The organism is Fluoribacter gormanii, assembly GCF_900156395.1.
In the GTDB taxonomy this organism is placed as follows: Bacteria; Pseudomonadota; Gammaproteobacteria; order Legionellales; family Legionellaceae; genus Legionella; species Legionella gormanii.
In genome coordinates this window covers 36,914-52,879 of sequence record NZ_FTNL01000018.1, presented here as the reverse complement: position 1 = coordinate 52,879, position 15,966 = coordinate 36,914, and the positions used below count along the sequence as shown (strand labels likewise).

Below are 15,966 nucleotides of genomic sequence, written 5' to 3'. Positions count from 1 at the left end.
GAAAGAACAACTCATAATTGAGGTTCAATGGAAGCCAATTGCCGTTTTACAGATAAACGCGCCCCCATCCATCCTAGTATAATTGCAAATAAAACAAGTAGCAAGATCTGTCGCATTGATAGTCCAGTTAACGGATAGTGCATTTGATAAGCAACGGCCAACTGATTTACCGCGGCTCCTAGGCTAAAAATAAAGATATTAACCATAAAGACGGCAAAAACAGCGCCTAAGGCGCCATACCAAACCCCTGAATATAAAAAAGGCCTGAGAATAAACGGATCTTTTGCTCCAATTAACTTCAAAACCTGGATTTCTTCTTGTCGATTATGGAGGGCCAAGCGGAGTGTAGTACCCACAATCATAATGACCGCCATTGCGAGTAAGGCCAATAATGCATCTGCAAACTTCGCTGCAAAACCTAAAAGTGCATGCAAACGACTAATCCACTCCATATCAACCTTTGCATTTTCTACTTGCGCTATGGTTTGTAATTGCCGTGCTAATAAATCTAATTTTGCGGGCGAGTCGATAATCAAAGCAGGGACAACATCCACAACGGCAGGTAAAGGATTTTCAGGAAGATAACGCATAATATCCTGCATTCCCTCTTGCTGAATTAACTCAGACAAACCCTCTGCAGAAGTTTTTAAGGAAACTTGGGCCACGCCATCTGTTCCACGGACTTTTTGCAATACCGATTGCTGTTCTGCTTCTGATAATCCGGGCGTTAAATAAAGCGAAATATGCCCTCCGCGCTGCCAACTTGCGGTTAATCTGGATAGATTGTCAGAAAAAACCCAAAAAAGAGCCGGTAAAGCTAAAGCAATAGCAATCACAAGAGAGGTCATCATGGTAGCCAAGGGTTTGCGGCATAATGAATTTAAACTGAGAATCGCAGCTTGCAGGTGATAAGCGAGGATTGCTTGGGCTCGTTTTAACACATTCGTCCTCCTTTAAGCATGACAATACGATGCTTCATTCCTGCAATCAATGGCAAATCATGTGTGGCAATGAGTATGCTAACACCCACTTGGTTAAATTGCTCAAAAATAGTCATGATTTCTGCTGACAGTTTGGGATCAAGATTTCCGGTAGGCTCATCAGCCAATAACAAGGCAGGCTTATGAACTACAGCACGCGCAATTCCCACGCGTTGCTGTTCACCACCGGATAAATGAATAGGAAGCATTTTTTCTTTGCTTAATAGCCCCACCATATCCAAAGCTGCATGTACTCTTTTGGCAATCATGGGATACGCCATGCCTTGAATTTGCAAAGGCAAAGCAACATTATCAAATACGGTGCGATCATTAAGTAAATAGGGTGATTGGAAGGTTATACCCAATTGACTGCGATGTGCAGCAACATCGCGTTTTTTTAACTGGTTCAAACGCAAACCATTCACAGTTAGTTGACCAGAAGTAGGCCACTCTAAAAGAGCTATCAATTTAAGTAACGTACTTTTTCCCGCCCCCGAATGCCCGGTAAGAAAAGCCATCTCGCCTTTTTGCAAAGAAAAATTTACCTGGCTTAACGCTTCAAATCCACCTGGATAACGTTTAGTCACTTGGTCAAATGTGATCATTAAATAGTGCACCAACAAATTGCGCTGCATCAAAGGGTCGTAAATCCTCTATCCCTTCACCAATCCCTATGTAACGAAAGGGTATTCCTAGTTCATTAGCAATAGCAAACAAAATTCCACCTTTAGCCGTGCCATCTAACTTCGTCATGGTAATTCCGGTCAATCCAATCGCTTCATTAAATTGTCGTGCTTGAACTAAAGCATTCTGTCCTATGCTTGCGTCCAATACCAACATTGTTTCATGAGGAGCTTCGGGACATAGTTTCTGCAATACACGCTTTACCTTTTTCAATTCGTCCATTAAATTCCCTTGCGTATGCAACCTACCCGCCGTATCCGCGATTAAGACATCTATTTTACGTGCTTTTGCCGCTTGCAGAGCATCGAAAATCACCGAAGCACTATCTGCTCCTGTATGTTGGGCAATCACGGGAATATCATTTCGCTCCCCCCAAACATGCAATTGCTCCACTGCAGCGGCTCTAAAAGTATCTCCCGCAGCCAGCATAACTTTTTTGCCTTGCTGCTGAAATTGCTTGGCCAGTTTCCCGATGGTAGTTGTTTTACCTGCGCCATTCACACCGACCATTAAGATAACAAAAGGAGAATGATCTGCAGTTTCTGTAGTTAAGGGCTGATTGTTTTGATTTAAAATGGATTGCAAATGGGACTTCAGTGACTCATAAACGGCATTACCATCAGATAATTGTTTCCGAGCCAAGCTATCGGTTAACTGAGTTAAAACAGCTTGTGTTGTCTCCACACCTAAATCAGCACTGACTAAAAGAGTTTCCAACTCATCCAATAAGTCTTGGCTAATTTCCTTTTTACCTAACAAAAGTCGGCCAATCCCGTCGCCAAGCTGGTGACGGGTTTTACTTAATCCTTTCCTGAAACGTGCAAAAATCCCTTCCTTTATCGGCTCTTGCACCTGCTCCGTTACCTCTATAGGAGTTTGACGCAACGAATCAGTTTCACCCTGCGAGCGCTCGGACACTGCAGGAGTCGAATTATGACTTTTTTTAAACCATTTAATCATTTACTGTACAAATCCTGTAAAATATGGAATTCTATCATCTTTTTCACTTTGAGGTTAAGTTGTGCGCAAAATACTCTTTTCTCTATTTATGTTACTATCTTGCCAGAGCTTTAGCCAAGTTCAAGAGTTTACCTTGAATAATGGTTTAAAAATATTGGTTAAAGAAGACCACCGAGCGCCTATCGCCGTATCCATGATTTGGTATAACGTAGGATCCGCTGATGAACCAGGTGGAATCACAGGTGTATCTCATGCGATGGAACATATGATGTTTAAAGGTACTAAAAAATTTCCTTTAGGCGTCTTCTCTAAAACTATAGCATCAATTGGTGGCCAAGCGAATGCATTTACCAATAATGATTACACTGCTTTTTTTGAAAAAACAGATGCTTCAAAACTTGCCAGTAGTTTCGAGTTAGAAGCAGATCGAATGCATCATTTACTTTTTGATTCCAATGAATTTGCTAAAGAAATTAAAGTAATCCAGGAAGAACGGCGTCTTCGTACGGATGATAATCCTCAAGCACTTGCCTTTGAACGTTTTCTGGCAACTGCTCATCTAAACGCTCCTTATCATCATCCAGTGATTGGTTGGATGAGTGATTTAAAAAATATGAAGGTTGAAGATCTTCAAGAATGGTATAAAAAATATTATGCCCCGAATAATGCAACGTTAGTTGTAGTAGGCGATGTTAATTCCGAAAAGGTTCGTATTTTGGCAGAAAAATACTTTGGCGACTTACCAAAATATCCAATTCCTGAGCGGAGACTGCAAAAAGAACCTCCTTCGTTGGGTCAAAAGATTGTTCGGATTCAAGCCCCGGCAAAATTACCTTTGTTGATGATAGGTTATTCAGCTCCTAGTGTAAGCACGACAAAAGAATCGTACGAGCCTTATGCGTTGGAAATTATTGCGGGAATTTTGGATGCAGGTGAAAGCGCTCGTTTTTCTAAAAATCTGATTCGCGGCAAACACATTGCCACAGGTGCAGATACCTATTATAACCCATATACAAGATATCAAACACAATTTATCATATATGGCTCGCCCAGCCAAAACCATACCCTAAATGATTTGCAAGATGGACTTCTTAGCGAATTAGATGATTTGAAAAACCATCCAGTTAGCGAGATAGAATTGCAACGAATTAAAAATCAAATTATTGCGCAAAAAACTTTTGAAAAGGATTCAATTTTCGGACAAGCTTCAGAATTGGGTCTTTTACAAACTATTGGGATCGGCTGGCAAAAAGCAGATGAGTATACCAAAGCGATCAATGCGATTACGCCACAACAAGTACAACAAACCGCCCAACGTTATTTTCAAGAAAAGAACATGACAACGGCAATATTAGAACCTCAAACACAAAAGGTGACAGCATGAGAATTTTTAGCGCCTGTATTGCGGCATTGCTGATTGCACTGCCGCATACAACAGCAGCAAATACGTTCAAAACAGAAAAATGGCTTACTAAAAATGGCGTTCAGGTTGTTTTTTACTCTGCCATGGAAGTGCCCATGCTTGATATCAGTTTAGCGTTTGCGGCTGGGTCAGCGTATGATGAAAACCAATTTGGATTAAGCGCCTTAACAAGCCGTGTAATGAACCAAGGCAATGCAGGTCAAGATGCAAACAAAATAGCTGAGTCACTGGCAGATGTGGGGGCTCAATATGGGGCCGAGATCAACAGAGATATGGTGATATTTAATCTGAGAACTCTAGTTGACCCAAAAGCATTGCCCAAAGCAGTGAACACCTTTGCTCAAATCATTAATCACCCCGATTTTCCAGAACAGGCGTTTGCAAGAGAAAAAAAACAACTGTTGATGGCTATTGAACAGCGTCAAGAATCACCTGAAGAAGTAGCCAACCTGCATTTTTTCCAAGCTTTATATCAGCAACACCCCTATGCGCATCCCGTCAATGGCACAGCCAAAACGGTTAATGCCATCAATAGGAGCCAAATTATTGAATTTAACAAACGTTATTATGTCGCAAAAAACGCTATTCTAGTTATGGTAGGGGCAATTAATAGTGAAACGGCACATCAACTTGCCAATCAACTGACGCGGGAACTTCCCGAAGGACATTCAGCTCCCCCCATTCCCCAAGCCGCCCAATTAACTCAGGCAGAGACAATAAATATTCCTTTTCCCTCCTCCCAAACTGTGATACGGCTTGGTCAGATTGGTATTGATCATCATGTTCCAAACTATTTCCCTCTCATTGTAGGCAATTATATTTTAGGTGGTGGTGCGCTAGTATCCCGGCTCGCTATAGAGGTTAGAGAAAAACGAGGCTTGACTTACGGAATAGATAGTCAATTTGTTCCTATGTCAGGAAAAGGCCCTTTTCTCATCAGTCTATCGACGAAGAATAAACAAACCAAAAACGCATTAGATATCATTCAAGATGTTTTGCGAACTTACATTAATAAGGGTCCAACAGATGAAGAATTGAATGCTGCAAAACAATACCTTACTGGAAGTTTCCCTCTTTCTTTATCAGGCAATCGCAGTATTGCAAATATTTTATTGCGGATGACTTTTTATCATTTACCAGAAAACTTTCTCGACACTTATACTGCTCGCATTAATGCGGTAACCAGTGAGCAAGTAAGACAAGCATTCCAGCAACAAGTTAATCCCGATAAATTATTACTGCTTACGGTAGGTAAATCGTGAAACAGGTTATTCGCATTATAGGTGGGTTATATCGAGGAAAAAAATTACATTTCCCAGATGTAGAGGGGCTACGCCCCACCCCAGATCGGGTGCGCGAGACTTTATTTAATTGGCTCATGCATGACATCAGAGATGCGCGCTGCCTGGATGCGTTTGCAGGCAGCGGTGCCTTGGGTTTGGAAGCATTTTCGAGAGGAGCGGCGCGAGTTGTTTTTCTTGAGCAATCTCCCAAAGCGTTTATCAATTTACAGAAAATAATCACTGAGTTTAACAGTCCAAAACTCAAATTAATGCAAACAGATACACTGCACTATCTTCAGCACAAGCAGGAAGAGTTTGATATCATTTTCCTGGATCCCCCTTTTGCGCAAAATTATCTCCCTCAATGTATTTCAGATATAACACAAAGCAAGATTCTTAAACGCGGAGGTCTTGTTTATTTAGAGTCTCCTACTGTTATCAACTTGGATGAAACACAGTGGCGTCAAATAAAACTGAAACAAGCGGGACAAGTTGTATATGCTTTATTTGAAAAATTAAATTAATCTTCATATTTGCCATCTCTGTGCAGCGAAATGAAACCTGAAGGTTCTCTATAAAAGACCGGTTTTTGCTTCGCTGCATCTAAGCTACTAGCAAGAATTTTGCAAAATTATTTCCATTTAAATTCATACAATTCCTCATATATAGGCTTGACAAGCAGCCTAGCTCCTGTTTCAATCAAACGAATATTTCCAGACATTAAAGAAGATTGAATGAACAATAAGCTTCTCATGCTATTTATTGCCTCAGTCCTACTTGTGGGTTGTAAACATGGTGGAGTACTCTTTAAAAAACCACCTGTAAACAATCCTAGCGATGATGCTACAATTAAATTAGCAGAAGCAGCTGTATCTGTAAGCGATTCCATGCATGAAATGGCGCGCGTCGAAAAAGTAATTCTACCAGCACATAAAGACAACACGCTGACGATACCTAATGCATATAACTTACAAGCTAGAGCAAGTGTGGATTGGTCAGGACCCATTGAAGAGTTAACTGCCCGTATTGCCAAATCAGCCCATTTCAGGTTACGTGTTTTAGGAAAAGCCCCTTCAATTCCAGTTTTAATCAGTCTTAATATTAAAGATCAAAGTTTAGCTGAAATCCTGCGTGATATAGATTATCAAGCAGGTAGAAAAGCTGATATTCATGTTTATCCTAACAGTCAGGTTGTTGAATTACGATATGCCAAAATTTATTCCTAGCTTAATAGTTATTGTATTATCTGCTTTGTTGCTTGCATGCCACTCCTCGAAAAATATGGGTGATACCGGCTCATTAGAAGGGCTACAAGCTATGGCCAATGTGAATGTAAAGCAAAGGAATAAAAAGCAAAACGGTAAGATTCGCCAAATGGCTTTGAAAGAAACTGCTTTAAGCCTCGGCGCGCAAGCAGGTTTAGCCTGGCGAGCAAAAGTTATTGATGAACATTTGATAAAGCAATCACGCAGACTTGATGCTATTTATGATTTTAATTCCTTGATTCTGGAACACAATATCTTACCTCCAGTGCTCTTGGAAGGTAGAAATACCCTCAATCTTGCTGATGCGCAAACCATTCGCATTTCTGACCGTACTTATAGAGTTGCAAAACAGGCACATTTTGTCACCACCCCTCCAACTTGGCGACAATATTTATGGCTCGATTATGTCAAACCAGAATACCCTCACTATACACTGTTACCTAAAACCAAAGTAGAGAAAAAAATATGGTGTATCTATACAGCCAAAGGCTGGAAAAATGGTATTGATCAAGCAAATACGATTCTTGAAGAAAATATAGCTCGCATCAAAGAAGACTTTAGCGGAATGATTCTTTATAGAAAATTATTGGCAATGAATATGGTAACTCCTCCTTACGTCTCTCATACAGACTTGGGAATCACAGGTGATGCCTCAGAGATTCATATTGATGATCGCGTATTAAGAATTACTGCTTTACCGGCTCTAAATGTGAACAGTGAACAATGGCGAGCCGCAGTTTCTAAGGATGAAAATGCTTTAGAACAATTCAAAAACATGGAAAAATTGGCAAGTCGTTCTAAAATTATAATAACGGATAAATCCTGGCAGCCGACCATTGCGCCGATTAACGATAACAATAGAATTCACTGATACGAAGTATGAATAACAATTCTTATTTAATGCCTGATGAACCAACGCGTTTTACCCCGCTGTTCATGGATAAAATGTTGGAGCACACTGAACGTCTCAATGCTTCCGACATAACAATCCAAACAGGCGAACCTATTTATGCAGAGGTTTATGGAAAACTATTACGAATTACTAATCGTCGTTTATCCAATACCGAACTGGGTGATTTAATTAATGCCATATATGGCCCCAACGCCACAACACAGCTTCTTTCAGGTAAGGATATCGATACCCACTATGAATTTCGCCCTAATCGGGGTGTTCGATACCGCTATCGGGTCAATGGAACAGCATGTCTTGTAGAAGGCCATGATGCAATCCAAATCACGTTAAGAACTATCCCTACAACCCCTCCTAGGCTTGAAACTATGAATCTGCCAGATAATATACTTCAAGCCATCGCGCCTCAAGAAGGCATTGTATTTATTACCGGAGCAACCGGTTCTGGTAAATCAACTTTATTAGCCTCTATAATTCGTGATTTGATCGAAACAGAAGATTCAAACCGTAAAGTACTCACCTATGAATCTCCAATAGAATTTGTTTATGATGAAATCGAAACTATTTCTGCGGTAGTTAGTCAATCAGAAATTCCTCGGCATTTGCCGAGCTTTGCAGATGGAGTAAGAAACGCATTACGACGTAAACCTCGCTTAATCATGGTGGGTGAGTGTCGGGATGCGGAAACAATTAGCGCCGCATTAGAAGCAGCACTTACTGGACACCCCGTATATACAACCTTACATACATCAGGCGTTGCCGAAACCATGCGTCGTCTTGTAACCTCATTTTCCGGTGAAGAACGGTTAGGAAGAACTATTGATATCCTGGAAACAATTAGATTGTGTATTTGGCAAAAACTTGTCCCTACCGTAGACGAAAAAAGGGTGGCATTAAGAGAATATCTAGTATTTGACGAAGAAGTCCGTGATATTTTACTTGAAAGCGACCCTAACGATGTAACTTCTGCTACGCGTAAACTGGTACGGCAAAAGGGACAACTTATGACCTGGGATGCAAAAGCAAAATTCGAGCAAGGAATTATCAGCGAACGAGTTTACAAATTAATTATTGCCGGTGCTAAAGAATACCAGCAATAAGCTCACTGAAGAATTTTTTCAGGATTCGATTTTGCAGTAACCTCCAATATCTGGAACATTTTTTTTGTAGTACTTGTAAGTATTCACAAGAACTCTAATACCGAATAATACGTCCTCATATATAATCTTCGTGATCCCCAATAATACACGTCATCCGAACATGGTTCGAGAGCACCAGTAAGTGACATGCCCCTACCAATAAAAAACAATGCTAAAAATGGGAGACCTTCACCATTAAAGGCCTAAATGATTGAGTTCGTGAACAATTGAATTTACTGACTTATACATCAAGTTTTATTTTAGCTATAATTTTAAGAGAAGGTTTTTTACCAACACATAGGAATTATATGCTTGATCCTATAGTACTGTTAGACGCCTCATTGAGGGATGGAGGGCATAGAACTAATTTTAATTTTGAAGATATTCAATTAGAAAGAATCCTTAGTCCTCTTGATAATTCAGGTATTGAGTATATTGAAATCGGCTATCGCAATGGCACTCTATCCCCTCTCCAAGTGGGTAGAGCAGGATGGTGCGCAAAAGATTATCTGCTTTTTTGTCGTTCCTTGATTCAAAAAGCAAAAATGGCGGTCATGGTTTTTCCAAACAACCTAACTCAAACTGACCTCATGGAACTAAAAGAATGTGGCGTTGATTTATTAAGAGTCTGCATTGCTAAAAATGAACTTGCATCTGCCTTACCTAAAATAAAAATAGCAAAAAAAGCAAATATGGAGATTTCAGTTAATTTAATGTGTATTTCATATTACAAAGAAAATGAACTTGATGATTCCATCAAACAAATAAGCGAATATGAACCTGATATCATTTATTTTGCTGATTCAAATGGCAGTTTACTCCCTACACGTACCAAAGAAATTTATGAGAAGTATATTAACAATTATCCTTTTCAATTTGGTTTTCATGCCCATGACAATCTTGGTCTCGCTCAAGCTAATGCTCTGGCAGCCATGAGCACCGGAGTTCGCTTTATTGATGCATCGCTTGCGGGTATGGGCAAAGGAATTGGTAATTTGAAAACAGAATTTTTTGTTGCTTACTTACATTCGATTCAACTAAAAAAATACAATCTGGACAGTATATTAGAGGCAGCGAATTTTGTCCGTAGCTCATTAAAGATAGGTCAAGAACCGGTTGAAATGTCGGAGTTTATCCGTGGAATTTCTGATCTTTCGATTGCACATCATAAAGCTACAAAATAGCACTATGGATATCTTGCAGCGCTTGCATTAGTGGCGTCTGGCCACATGCATTTTTTGCAACATTTAAAGCCGTAGGAAGATCTTAATAGCCAGAATCCTTCGCAAGCTCTGTTATTAATGGGGTTTTCAGGTCAAATTACTGTTCCAGGATTGATGCACGTCTATTTTGCAAAAAAGCAAACAGTTCTCGCATGAATCGTTCTTCATCCATTTTTGCTTGTTGCAAAACCTTAAGTTTCTCTTGAGCCATATAACACGCTGGATAATATTTATTGTGTAAAATAAACATCTAATTTTCATGCCTGAAGAAAAGATGCTTATCTTATCAATCATTATTTGGCTATTGGCATATCGGAACCCTGCGGTTTAGACTTTTTATCTTTTCCGCCTCCATCCCCCTCACCCTCAGGACTACTCGGAGTAGCATTACCTTCTGCAGAAACACCGCCGCCACCACCACCTTTGCCCAGAAGGCCCTTCGCCATAGTAACACCTTTCACGCCATATCCGCCCAAAGTTTTATCAATTTGACCTTGGGCTGTCTGGGTTTCTTTACCTGCTTCTTGGGTCTTGCCTTTAACTTCTTCACCCCATTGTGCAGCTTCTGCACCTATGCCCTCAGGAGTACCCCCTATCCATCGTAACACCTTATCTGGTAAATAGGTTATCAGGGTAAATGACTTTTGTATAATCGTCAGATATAAGGTGGTATAAGTCAATATCGAGAAAAAGAATGCATAAATCCCAGCCCAATCTGTGTAACTCACGCCCCCAATTCCACTACCTGAAGAAGATGGAGAAGAACCCAGAAGCCCTTCAACAAGAACAGAGTTATCCGTATGTTGCTGTTGCATGAATGACACTGCCTGATCGTATCCTGCATTTAAAATCCATACGCCCACATAGGAAAGTGCAATAGCAGTAATATAACCAATAATCATCATAGAAGGCCTTAGGAAGACATTCAGCAAAATCATAATTGCTGCCTCGCCTTTACCAAAAGCATCGTGTCCTTCGGGATGAATCACACCCAATGCGACAATCGGTGCAGCAACCATCGCTTCTATAACTGCAATCAACCAGCCTAAAGCACCAAAAGTAAAAATCACATAGGGCAACAATGGGATGTAATACGCTGTAGTAAAACCTACACTGACCATTACGCCCACCCAAGCAATTACCAGCGGCATTGCTAAAGACATCATGGCAAAAATAAAGATACCAAATACCGGAATAATTGCACTGGAGATTGCCATATTTAACAACATCATCCATAAATTACCGGCAAAATTAATGTAATAATTTCCCATATTCGCCAATGCAACAATCGGATTTACTCCTGGTTCAGCAAGAATCTTCACTCCCTGTTGAAAGATATTTGCCATTCCCTGCAATGGAATCATTAAGAATGCTAATACCACCTGATTGATGATCTGGCCAAATATATCCAGAAACAAATTGTATATAGTCACTAAAATAATGTTATAAAATATATTTCCAAGAATTTGTCCCAAGCAAATTGAAAAGAACGGCTTGACTTCACCACAAGAAAAATTTTGCCGCTGCAAACGATACAAATCTGTATTAATCGCGAAATTGATTGAATTAGCAAAAGTAAGTGGCTGGACGCCAGGTTGGCCAGGAGTTTGCATCATTAATGCATTGTTTATATACCCATAAACCGTAGATGAGGGGGTACTTCCCACTGCGGTCATGTTGGACGATAACGAAGGTTTTTTAGGTGGGGATGTGCTAGTTATTAAAGCCTGAACCTGTTGTATTTTTTGTAATCCATCACTGTTTTCACCCAACCAGCTACATAATGCAGTAAAATCCTTGTCTTGCACATTTCCTGGACCACAGCTAATGGACTTTCCATCGCTGCCTACAACAAACGGGCTCGCCATCGCTGTAGGGTCAAAAGAACTTGCATCGAGTCCTGTCTTTGAATCAACTTGTCCTGCATTTTCTAATGATGAGGTTCCCTGAATTTGTACAAGGTTAAAGAAGTACGCACCGGCCATTATCCAACCCTGCGTCGTTGCCTTATTGATAAACTCAGTAGATTTATTCTCATCTGATGATTGAGAAATAAGACGGGCCAGATTCACCGTAGGCATCATAATACCGTTGTAATCATTAATCGCATTGATTATTTCGGCACCATTAAACAAGACTCCGCCAACTGATGAACCTTGCACAGGCCCCCAAATCACACATTTATCTTTAGAGGCCGTATTGCTGTTATAGCTGGTACAAACTGTTCCATTTTCTTTATAAGGGACACCAAACTGCTGCATTGCAACATCAGAATAAGGGGTGGTATTCGTATTCATAGTTGCGGACAGCTGGGGATCATTACTCACCATAGCTCGCGCTACTGAGGTCAAATCCATATACATTTGTTGGACGGCAATTCCTCGCGACAATTGCGTGGCTGCGATTTCTCCCGGAGTCAACGTGTTATTTCCGACTTTCACATTGTTGCCTGCTGTTGGTTTTGCTGAAAATTGTTTACTACCAAAAGCAGAGTTCAGGCTACTAATATTATTCCATGAGATGGAGCCACAAATCCCATTTAAAAAACTATAAGGTGAGCTAGAGTCAAAATTAGGCATGCTCACACTCCAAGAAGGATTCGTTGGAGCAGCATTTTGCACAGCGACTGCATTGACCGTACTTAAAAAATCAGGGACTACGGTCGTGCAAAATTTCTGCATTGAGCCGCCCTGTTCAGCAGAGTAACATGCTCCTGATTTTTTGGATTGAGCATCAAGAAGATTTTGTCGAGTATTTTCCAGTTGCCTCTGTAAGCCCAGCATACATACTTGGCCGGCAAGCATATTTACCGCACCCGTAGCGATACCTGCCAATCCTGAGGTGCTCGAATTCTCAGTCAATGAGGCAGTGGGGTTTATCTGTTGAGCCTGAATAATAACACCACCCCGATTCAAATAACTTAACGCAGCATCCCATACTTTATCTGCTGCTCCAACTCCTTGCACAACGATCCACATGACAAAAATTTGCATTAAGCAATAGCCAGATGTCTTGGGAATTAATAGGGCCAAACCTAGAACACAACGTATAGGAATCCAAATAGAAGACCATTTTTGGCCGAGCATCTGCCCTTCGTGAGCAGTATTCATGGTAGACACTATTAGGGTATACATAATAACACACCCTCCCAATGCCAAAACTGCAGCATTAAATACTGCAAACATACTTCCCATGATTTGGCTGCCAGTACCACTTAAAATGCCATCAACAACACCAAATAAATTACCAAGAAATACAACAGAATAATCGCTAGCAGGGGGGGCAAAACTCAAAGAGCCATCCGCTAAAACTAGACCAGGACACACAAGGAGAATTAGCGTTACTAACAACTTATTCATTTCTTTCTCCCAACAACCCTTTTCTATACCATTCATTAAAGGTACATCCTAATTTACGATTTTTTATTTGATAGTACCAAAAGTGGTAACGAAAGGCTAAAACCAATGCAATCAAAGTAACAACGAGGCTTACAAGAAACGCTTTTATCGAACCATAAAAAAGCTGAAATGCAGCATATCCCATAATCAAAAGAGCGGCTAATAGCATAACAATACTCAATCGAAATAAAGATTTTTGTTTGATAAGTAAACTCTCATCAGTCAGATTCAGGAGTTTAACGGCATCGTTGAATGACTCACCTTCAACTTTTTTCTGTGGCACAAATAAACGCTTAAAACCGTTTACCAAATATAAAGTAAAGGCCCTCATTCGATCCCAATCAAACCACCTACGAACATTAATGATTCTTCTGAGCAGATTACCAATTCTAGACTGCTTTTTCATATTTTTTACTTCTTTCTTTTATCTTTCATAATATACTATAGTAGTAAGTGATGATTTCGTCCATCCACTGAAAATACAGTAAAGAAAGAGTAAAAATATGCCTGATCTTAGTCATGAAGCGTCCGCTCGATATTGGTTTGAATATATTGATCCTATGATTTACAGGGTGATTACCTTTATGGAAAGCGTAGAAGATTGGACTTTGGATGGAAATCCAGAGTTTGAACGAGCCATGGAGCAATTGGGCAAAGAACTTGATGACCTAGAAAAAATAGATATGAGTCTATTATCAGAGGAAGATAAATTTATTCGTATTGTAGGAAATATCAAATCAGGTCGCGGGCTGCGTCTGTTGCAAGCAATCGATACTGTGCATCCGGGCAGTGCTTCACGTGTTTTGATTCATGCCGAAGAGACGAGCACCGGAAGCCATGATCCCGCCGGGGTTTTTCTCAAAAGAAACATCGTATTTGAACGTTTAAGATTGTTGTCGCGAGTTTTTTGTCAGTACCGTCTAAAACTTGTATTACGTGCACTTGAAGGGGAAGAATAAATGAAATTAGTGTCTAAACTTGTATTGCTTAACCTGCTTTATTTTACGGGGTTTCCTGCCGTAGCAGATAGTACAACCGATTCATATACTCAACAACAAACAGCTACTAATATGCAAAAACTAGTAGAGTACTTCAAAAATCTTGGTGATTATTTAGGTTATAATGTAACGCAAGAGCCTTCACAGGGCAATCAAAACTACTCAATAAGCTATTCACTCATCAATCTGACAACCTCCCAACTTGCTCAAGCCTATCAGTTTTATACTTTATTAGGATCTATTCCAGTGAACACGTTTACTTCGAGTGGCAATGCAGGAGGAAGTGGTGGGGGAACAAATACGGGAAATGCAGGCAACCCCTATGCTCAATTTCTGCCCAGTGAAAGTACTGCCACATCAAACCTTAACCCTAGTGCATCTATCCTGAATCCTTTGGCTAATAATACTTTTCCCAATTACAATACAACATCATCTTCCGGACAAGTTAGTGTCACCGAGTTAATAGACCAAAAGACCTATCAACAAGATCCAGTAAGCCAAGCGGTATTAAATATTTTGGGAACGCCTGATTATACGTACTGTATGGATTATAAGAATGCACAAACCTTTGATGGAAAATGCTCCTTCCTCTATGAAACTTTAGTTCCTACGAACGTGGTGGGAGAAATTCCCGATGCGACTACTTTTTTCAGCCCTAATTACCTCCAACAATTCTTAAACCATCTTAATAGTAATGCTTTAACAGGGCCATTAATGTATTCAACTCAAGACCTTGGCGGGACTCAGGTAACAAGTGATGTAGCAAAAAATGGCTTAACAGCACAAAATCAAGAACAACTTGCAGCGAATTTCATTCGTTACGTTACCGGAAGTGTAATTCCCATTGCATTGCCCAAATGGAAAGATTATGACACCTTATACGGTAGAACCCTTCTTAAATCGATTACCGGCACCCCCTCAACCCCACAAATGCAGGCGACGCAAACTCTTGCTAAATATCTTGCCAGCCTACGCACCTATGCAGCGCAAAACTCTGTGGGAATAAGTAACCTTTATTTCATCATGTCAAAAAGAATGCCTCAAACTTCGCCGAATCAGCAGGGCGGGAATCCAACGAGCCAGGCACTAAATGAATTTAATATGGCAACCTGGAGATTATATAATACTACCAGTGCTGGCAGTACTAGCAGTACTGGTACAGCTGGTACTGGTACAGCTGGAGCTGGCGGGACTACTGGTACAGGTGGTACTGAATCGAACAATACCCCATGGATTAATAGTCTGAACAACGCTCCACCGGCTGTTGTAGAAAAAGAAATTGCTATATTGCTTGCTGAGATCAATTATCAGCTTTATTTAGATCGTCAAATCCATGAACGCCTATTAATGACGAACAGCATCTTGTTATTACAAAGTGTTCGTACTGGAGCCCCCTCAACTGATTTTAGTGCAGCACAATAACCATAGTTAAATTCCGGGGTGAGAGAAGCTCCTTTCATCCCGACCACAAATCCTGGTGTGCCTAATTACTCCATCACTAAAGTTCACCATAATTTCCAGACTGCATTTTTATAAATAATGCTTCCATTAAATCATTTTTAAAAAACATGGTGCAAAAAATGATGCATATGATATGATTTCATTCACATTGAAACCTCTAGTTTTTAAGAAAACTTAAGGCTTGATATTTTCTAAACTCAAGCAAAAACGTCTTTTTTTTCAATGAATAAGACCGATGCGTG

Annotated in this window: 15 protein-coding genes; 9 read left to right on the top strand and 6 right to left on the bottom strand. The window is 40.2% G+C overall.

The features are described from left to right. Positions 1–11: 11 nt before the first annotated feature. From ftsX to ftsY, 3 genes are read right to left on the bottom strand one after another with little or no spacing between them, the layout of a single operon-like run. Positions 12–941 (bottom strand): permease-like cell division protein FtsX, encoded by a 930-nt coding sequence (gene ftsX / locus BW930_RS11895; RefSeq protein ID WP_058468753.1) that lies wholly within the window; start codon positions 939–941, stop codon positions 12–14. Continuing rightward, positions 935–1,585 (bottom strand): cell division ATP-binding protein FtsE, encoded by a 651-nt coding sequence (gene ftsE / locus BW930_RS11890; protein ID WP_058468754.1) that lies wholly within the window; start codon positions 1,583–1,585, stop codon positions 935–937. Before ftsE ends, ftsX begins: the two co-directional genes overlap by 7 nt. Further along, positions 1,572–2,624 carry a signal recognition particle-docking protein FtsY gene (gene ftsY / locus BW930_RS11885; RefSeq protein WP_058468755.1) on the bottom strand — a complete coding sequence of 351 codons (1,053 nt, stop codon included), beginning with the start codon at positions 2,622–2,624 and terminating at the stop codon, positions 1,572–1,574. The genes ftsE and ftsY overlap by 14 nt, the downstream gene beginning before the upstream one ends. A 61-nt stretch (positions 2,625–2,685) precedes the next feature. On the opposite strand from ftsY, the gene BW930_RS11880 reads away from it, so the two are divergent. The 7 genes from BW930_RS11880 to BW930_RS11850 all read left to right on the top strand — a co-directional run bounded on the left by BW930_RS11880 (position 2,686) and on the right by BW930_RS11850 (position 9,828). Further along, positions 2,686–4,008 carry a M16 family metallopeptidase gene (locus tag BW930_RS11880; RefSeq protein ID WP_058468756.1) on the top strand — a complete coding sequence of 441 codons (1,323 nt, stop codon included), beginning with the start codon at positions 2,686–2,688 and terminating at the stop codon, positions 4,006–4,008. Then, complete coding sequence (locus BW930_RS11875) at positions 4,005–5,309, top strand: M16 family metallopeptidase (protein WP_058468757.1); 1,305 nt, start codon at positions 4,005–4,007, stop codon at positions 5,307–5,309. Before BW930_RS11880 ends, BW930_RS11875 begins: the two co-directional genes overlap by 4 nt. Further along, the gene (rsmD, locus tag BW930_RS11870; RefSeq protein ID WP_058468758.1) at positions 5,306–5,854 is read left to right on the top strand and encodes a 16S rRNA (guanine(966)-N(2))-methyltransferase RsmD; all 549 of its coding nucleotides are present in this window, start codon (positions 5,306–5,308) and stop codon (positions 5,852–5,854) included. Before BW930_RS11875 ends, rsmD begins: the two co-directional genes overlap by 4 nt. Positions 5,855–6,064: 210 nt before the next feature. Next, entirely contained in the window at positions 6,065–6,556 is a 492-nt protein-coding gene (gene dotD / locus BW930_RS11865) for a type IVB secretion system lipoprotein DotD (RefSeq protein ID WP_058468759.1), read from the top strand. Further along, positions 6,537–7,466, top strand: coding sequence for a type IV secretion system DotC family protein (locus tag BW930_RS11860; protein WP_058468760.1), 930 nt, complete (start codon positions 6,537–6,539; stop codon positions 7,464–7,466). Before dotD ends, BW930_RS11860 begins: the two co-directional genes overlap by 20 nt. Before the next feature lie 8 nt (positions 7,467–7,474). After that, positions 7,475–8,605, top strand: a complete 1,131-nt coding sequence (gene dotB, locus BW930_RS11855) for a Dot/Icm type IV secretion system ATPase DotB (protein ID WP_058468761.1) — start codon at positions 7,475–7,477, stop codon at positions 8,603–8,605. Positions 8,606–8,952: 347 nt separating this feature from the next. Next, positions 8,953–9,828, top strand: a complete 876-nt coding sequence (locus BW930_RS11850) for a beta/alpha barrel domain-containing protein (RefSeq protein ID WP_058468762.1) — start codon at positions 8,953–8,955, stop codon at positions 9,826–9,828. A 136-nt stretch (positions 9,829–9,964) separates the two neighbouring features. Here BW930_RS11850 and BW930_RS17175 read toward each other — a convergent pair whose 3' ends face one another. The 3 genes from BW930_RS17175 to icmV are packed head-to-tail and all read right to left on the bottom strand — an operon-like array spanning position 9,965 to position 13,671. Further along, positions 9,965–10,117, bottom strand: coding sequence for a hypothetical protein (locus tag BW930_RS17175; RefSeq protein ID WP_154668520.1), 153 nt, complete (start codon positions 10,115–10,117; stop codon positions 9,965–9,967). Between the two features lie 43 nt (positions 10,118–10,160). Then, positions 10,161–13,226, bottom strand: coding sequence for a type IVB secretion system protein DotA (gene dotA, locus BW930_RS11845; RefSeq protein ID WP_058468763.1), 3,066 nt, complete (start codon positions 13,224–13,226; stop codon positions 10,161–10,163). After that, positions 13,219–13,671: a type IVB secretion system protein IcmV gene (icmV, locus tag BW930_RS11840; RefSeq protein ID WP_058468764.1), complete on the bottom strand. Its 453-nt coding sequence runs from the start codon at positions 13,669–13,671 to the stop codon at positions 13,219–13,221. Before icmV ends, dotA begins: the two co-directional genes overlap by 8 nt. 97 nt (positions 13,672–13,768) lie before the next feature. On the opposite strand from icmV, the gene icmW reads away from it, so the two are divergent. Then, positions 13,769–14,224 carry a type IVB secretion system protein IcmW gene (gene icmW / locus BW930_RS11835; RefSeq protein WP_058468765.1) on the top strand — a complete coding sequence of 152 codons (456 nt, stop codon included), beginning with the start codon at positions 13,769–13,771 and terminating at the stop codon, positions 14,222–14,224. Then, positions 14,225–15,685 (top strand): type IVB secretion system protein IcmX, encoded by a 1,461-nt coding sequence (gene icmX, locus BW930_RS11830; RefSeq protein WP_058468766.1) that lies wholly within the window; start codon positions 14,225–14,227, stop codon positions 15,683–15,685. Positions 15,686–15,966 lie beyond the last annotated feature (281 nt).

Excerpts from the sequence above, each read along its gene's own strand:
- dotB (WP_058468761.1), top strand. The coding sequence starts at position 7,475 with ATGAATAACAATTCTTATTTAATGCCTGATGAACCAACGCGTTTTACC.
- ftsY (WP_058468755.1), bottom strand. The coding sequence starts at position 2,624 with ATGATTAAATGGTTTAAAAAAAGTCATAATTCGACTCCTGCAGTGTCC.
- icmV (WP_058468764.1), bottom strand. The coding sequence starts at position 13,671 with ATGAAAAAGCAGTCTAGAATTGGTAATCTGCTCAGAAGAATCATTAAT.
- icmW (WP_058468765.1), top strand. The coding sequence starts at position 13,769 with ATGCCTGATCTTAGTCATGAAGCGTCCGCTCGATATTGGTTTGAATAT.
- ftsE (WP_058468754.1), bottom strand. The coding sequence starts at position 1,585 with ATGATCACATTTGACCAAGTGACTAAACGTTATCCAGGTGGATTTGAA.
- dotA (WP_058468763.1), bottom strand. The coding sequence starts at position 13,226 with ATGAATAAGTTGTTAGTAACGCTAATTCTCCTTGTGTGTCCTGGTCTA.
- icmX (WP_058468766.1), top strand. The coding sequence starts at position 14,225 with ATGAAATTAGTGTCTAAACTTGTATTGCTTAACCTGCTTTATTTTACG.
- BW930_RS11850 (WP_058468762.1), top strand. The coding sequence starts at position 8,953 with ATGCTTGATCCTATAGTACTGTTAGACGCCTCATTGAGGGATGGAGGG.
- dotD (WP_058468759.1), top strand. The coding sequence starts at position 6,065 with ATGAACAATAAGCTTCTCATGCTATTTATTGCCTCAGTCCTACTTGTG.
- BW930_RS17175 (WP_154668520.1), bottom strand. The coding sequence starts at position 10,117 with ATGTTTATTTTACACAATAAATATTATCCAGCGTGTTATATGGCTCAA.
- BW930_RS11875 (WP_058468757.1), top strand. The coding sequence starts at position 4,005 with ATGAGAATTTTTAGCGCCTGTATTGCGGCATTGCTGATTGCACTGCCG.
- BW930_RS11860 (WP_058468760.1), top strand. The coding sequence starts at position 6,537 with ATGCCAAAATTTATTCCTAGCTTAATAGTTATTGTATTATCTGCTTTG.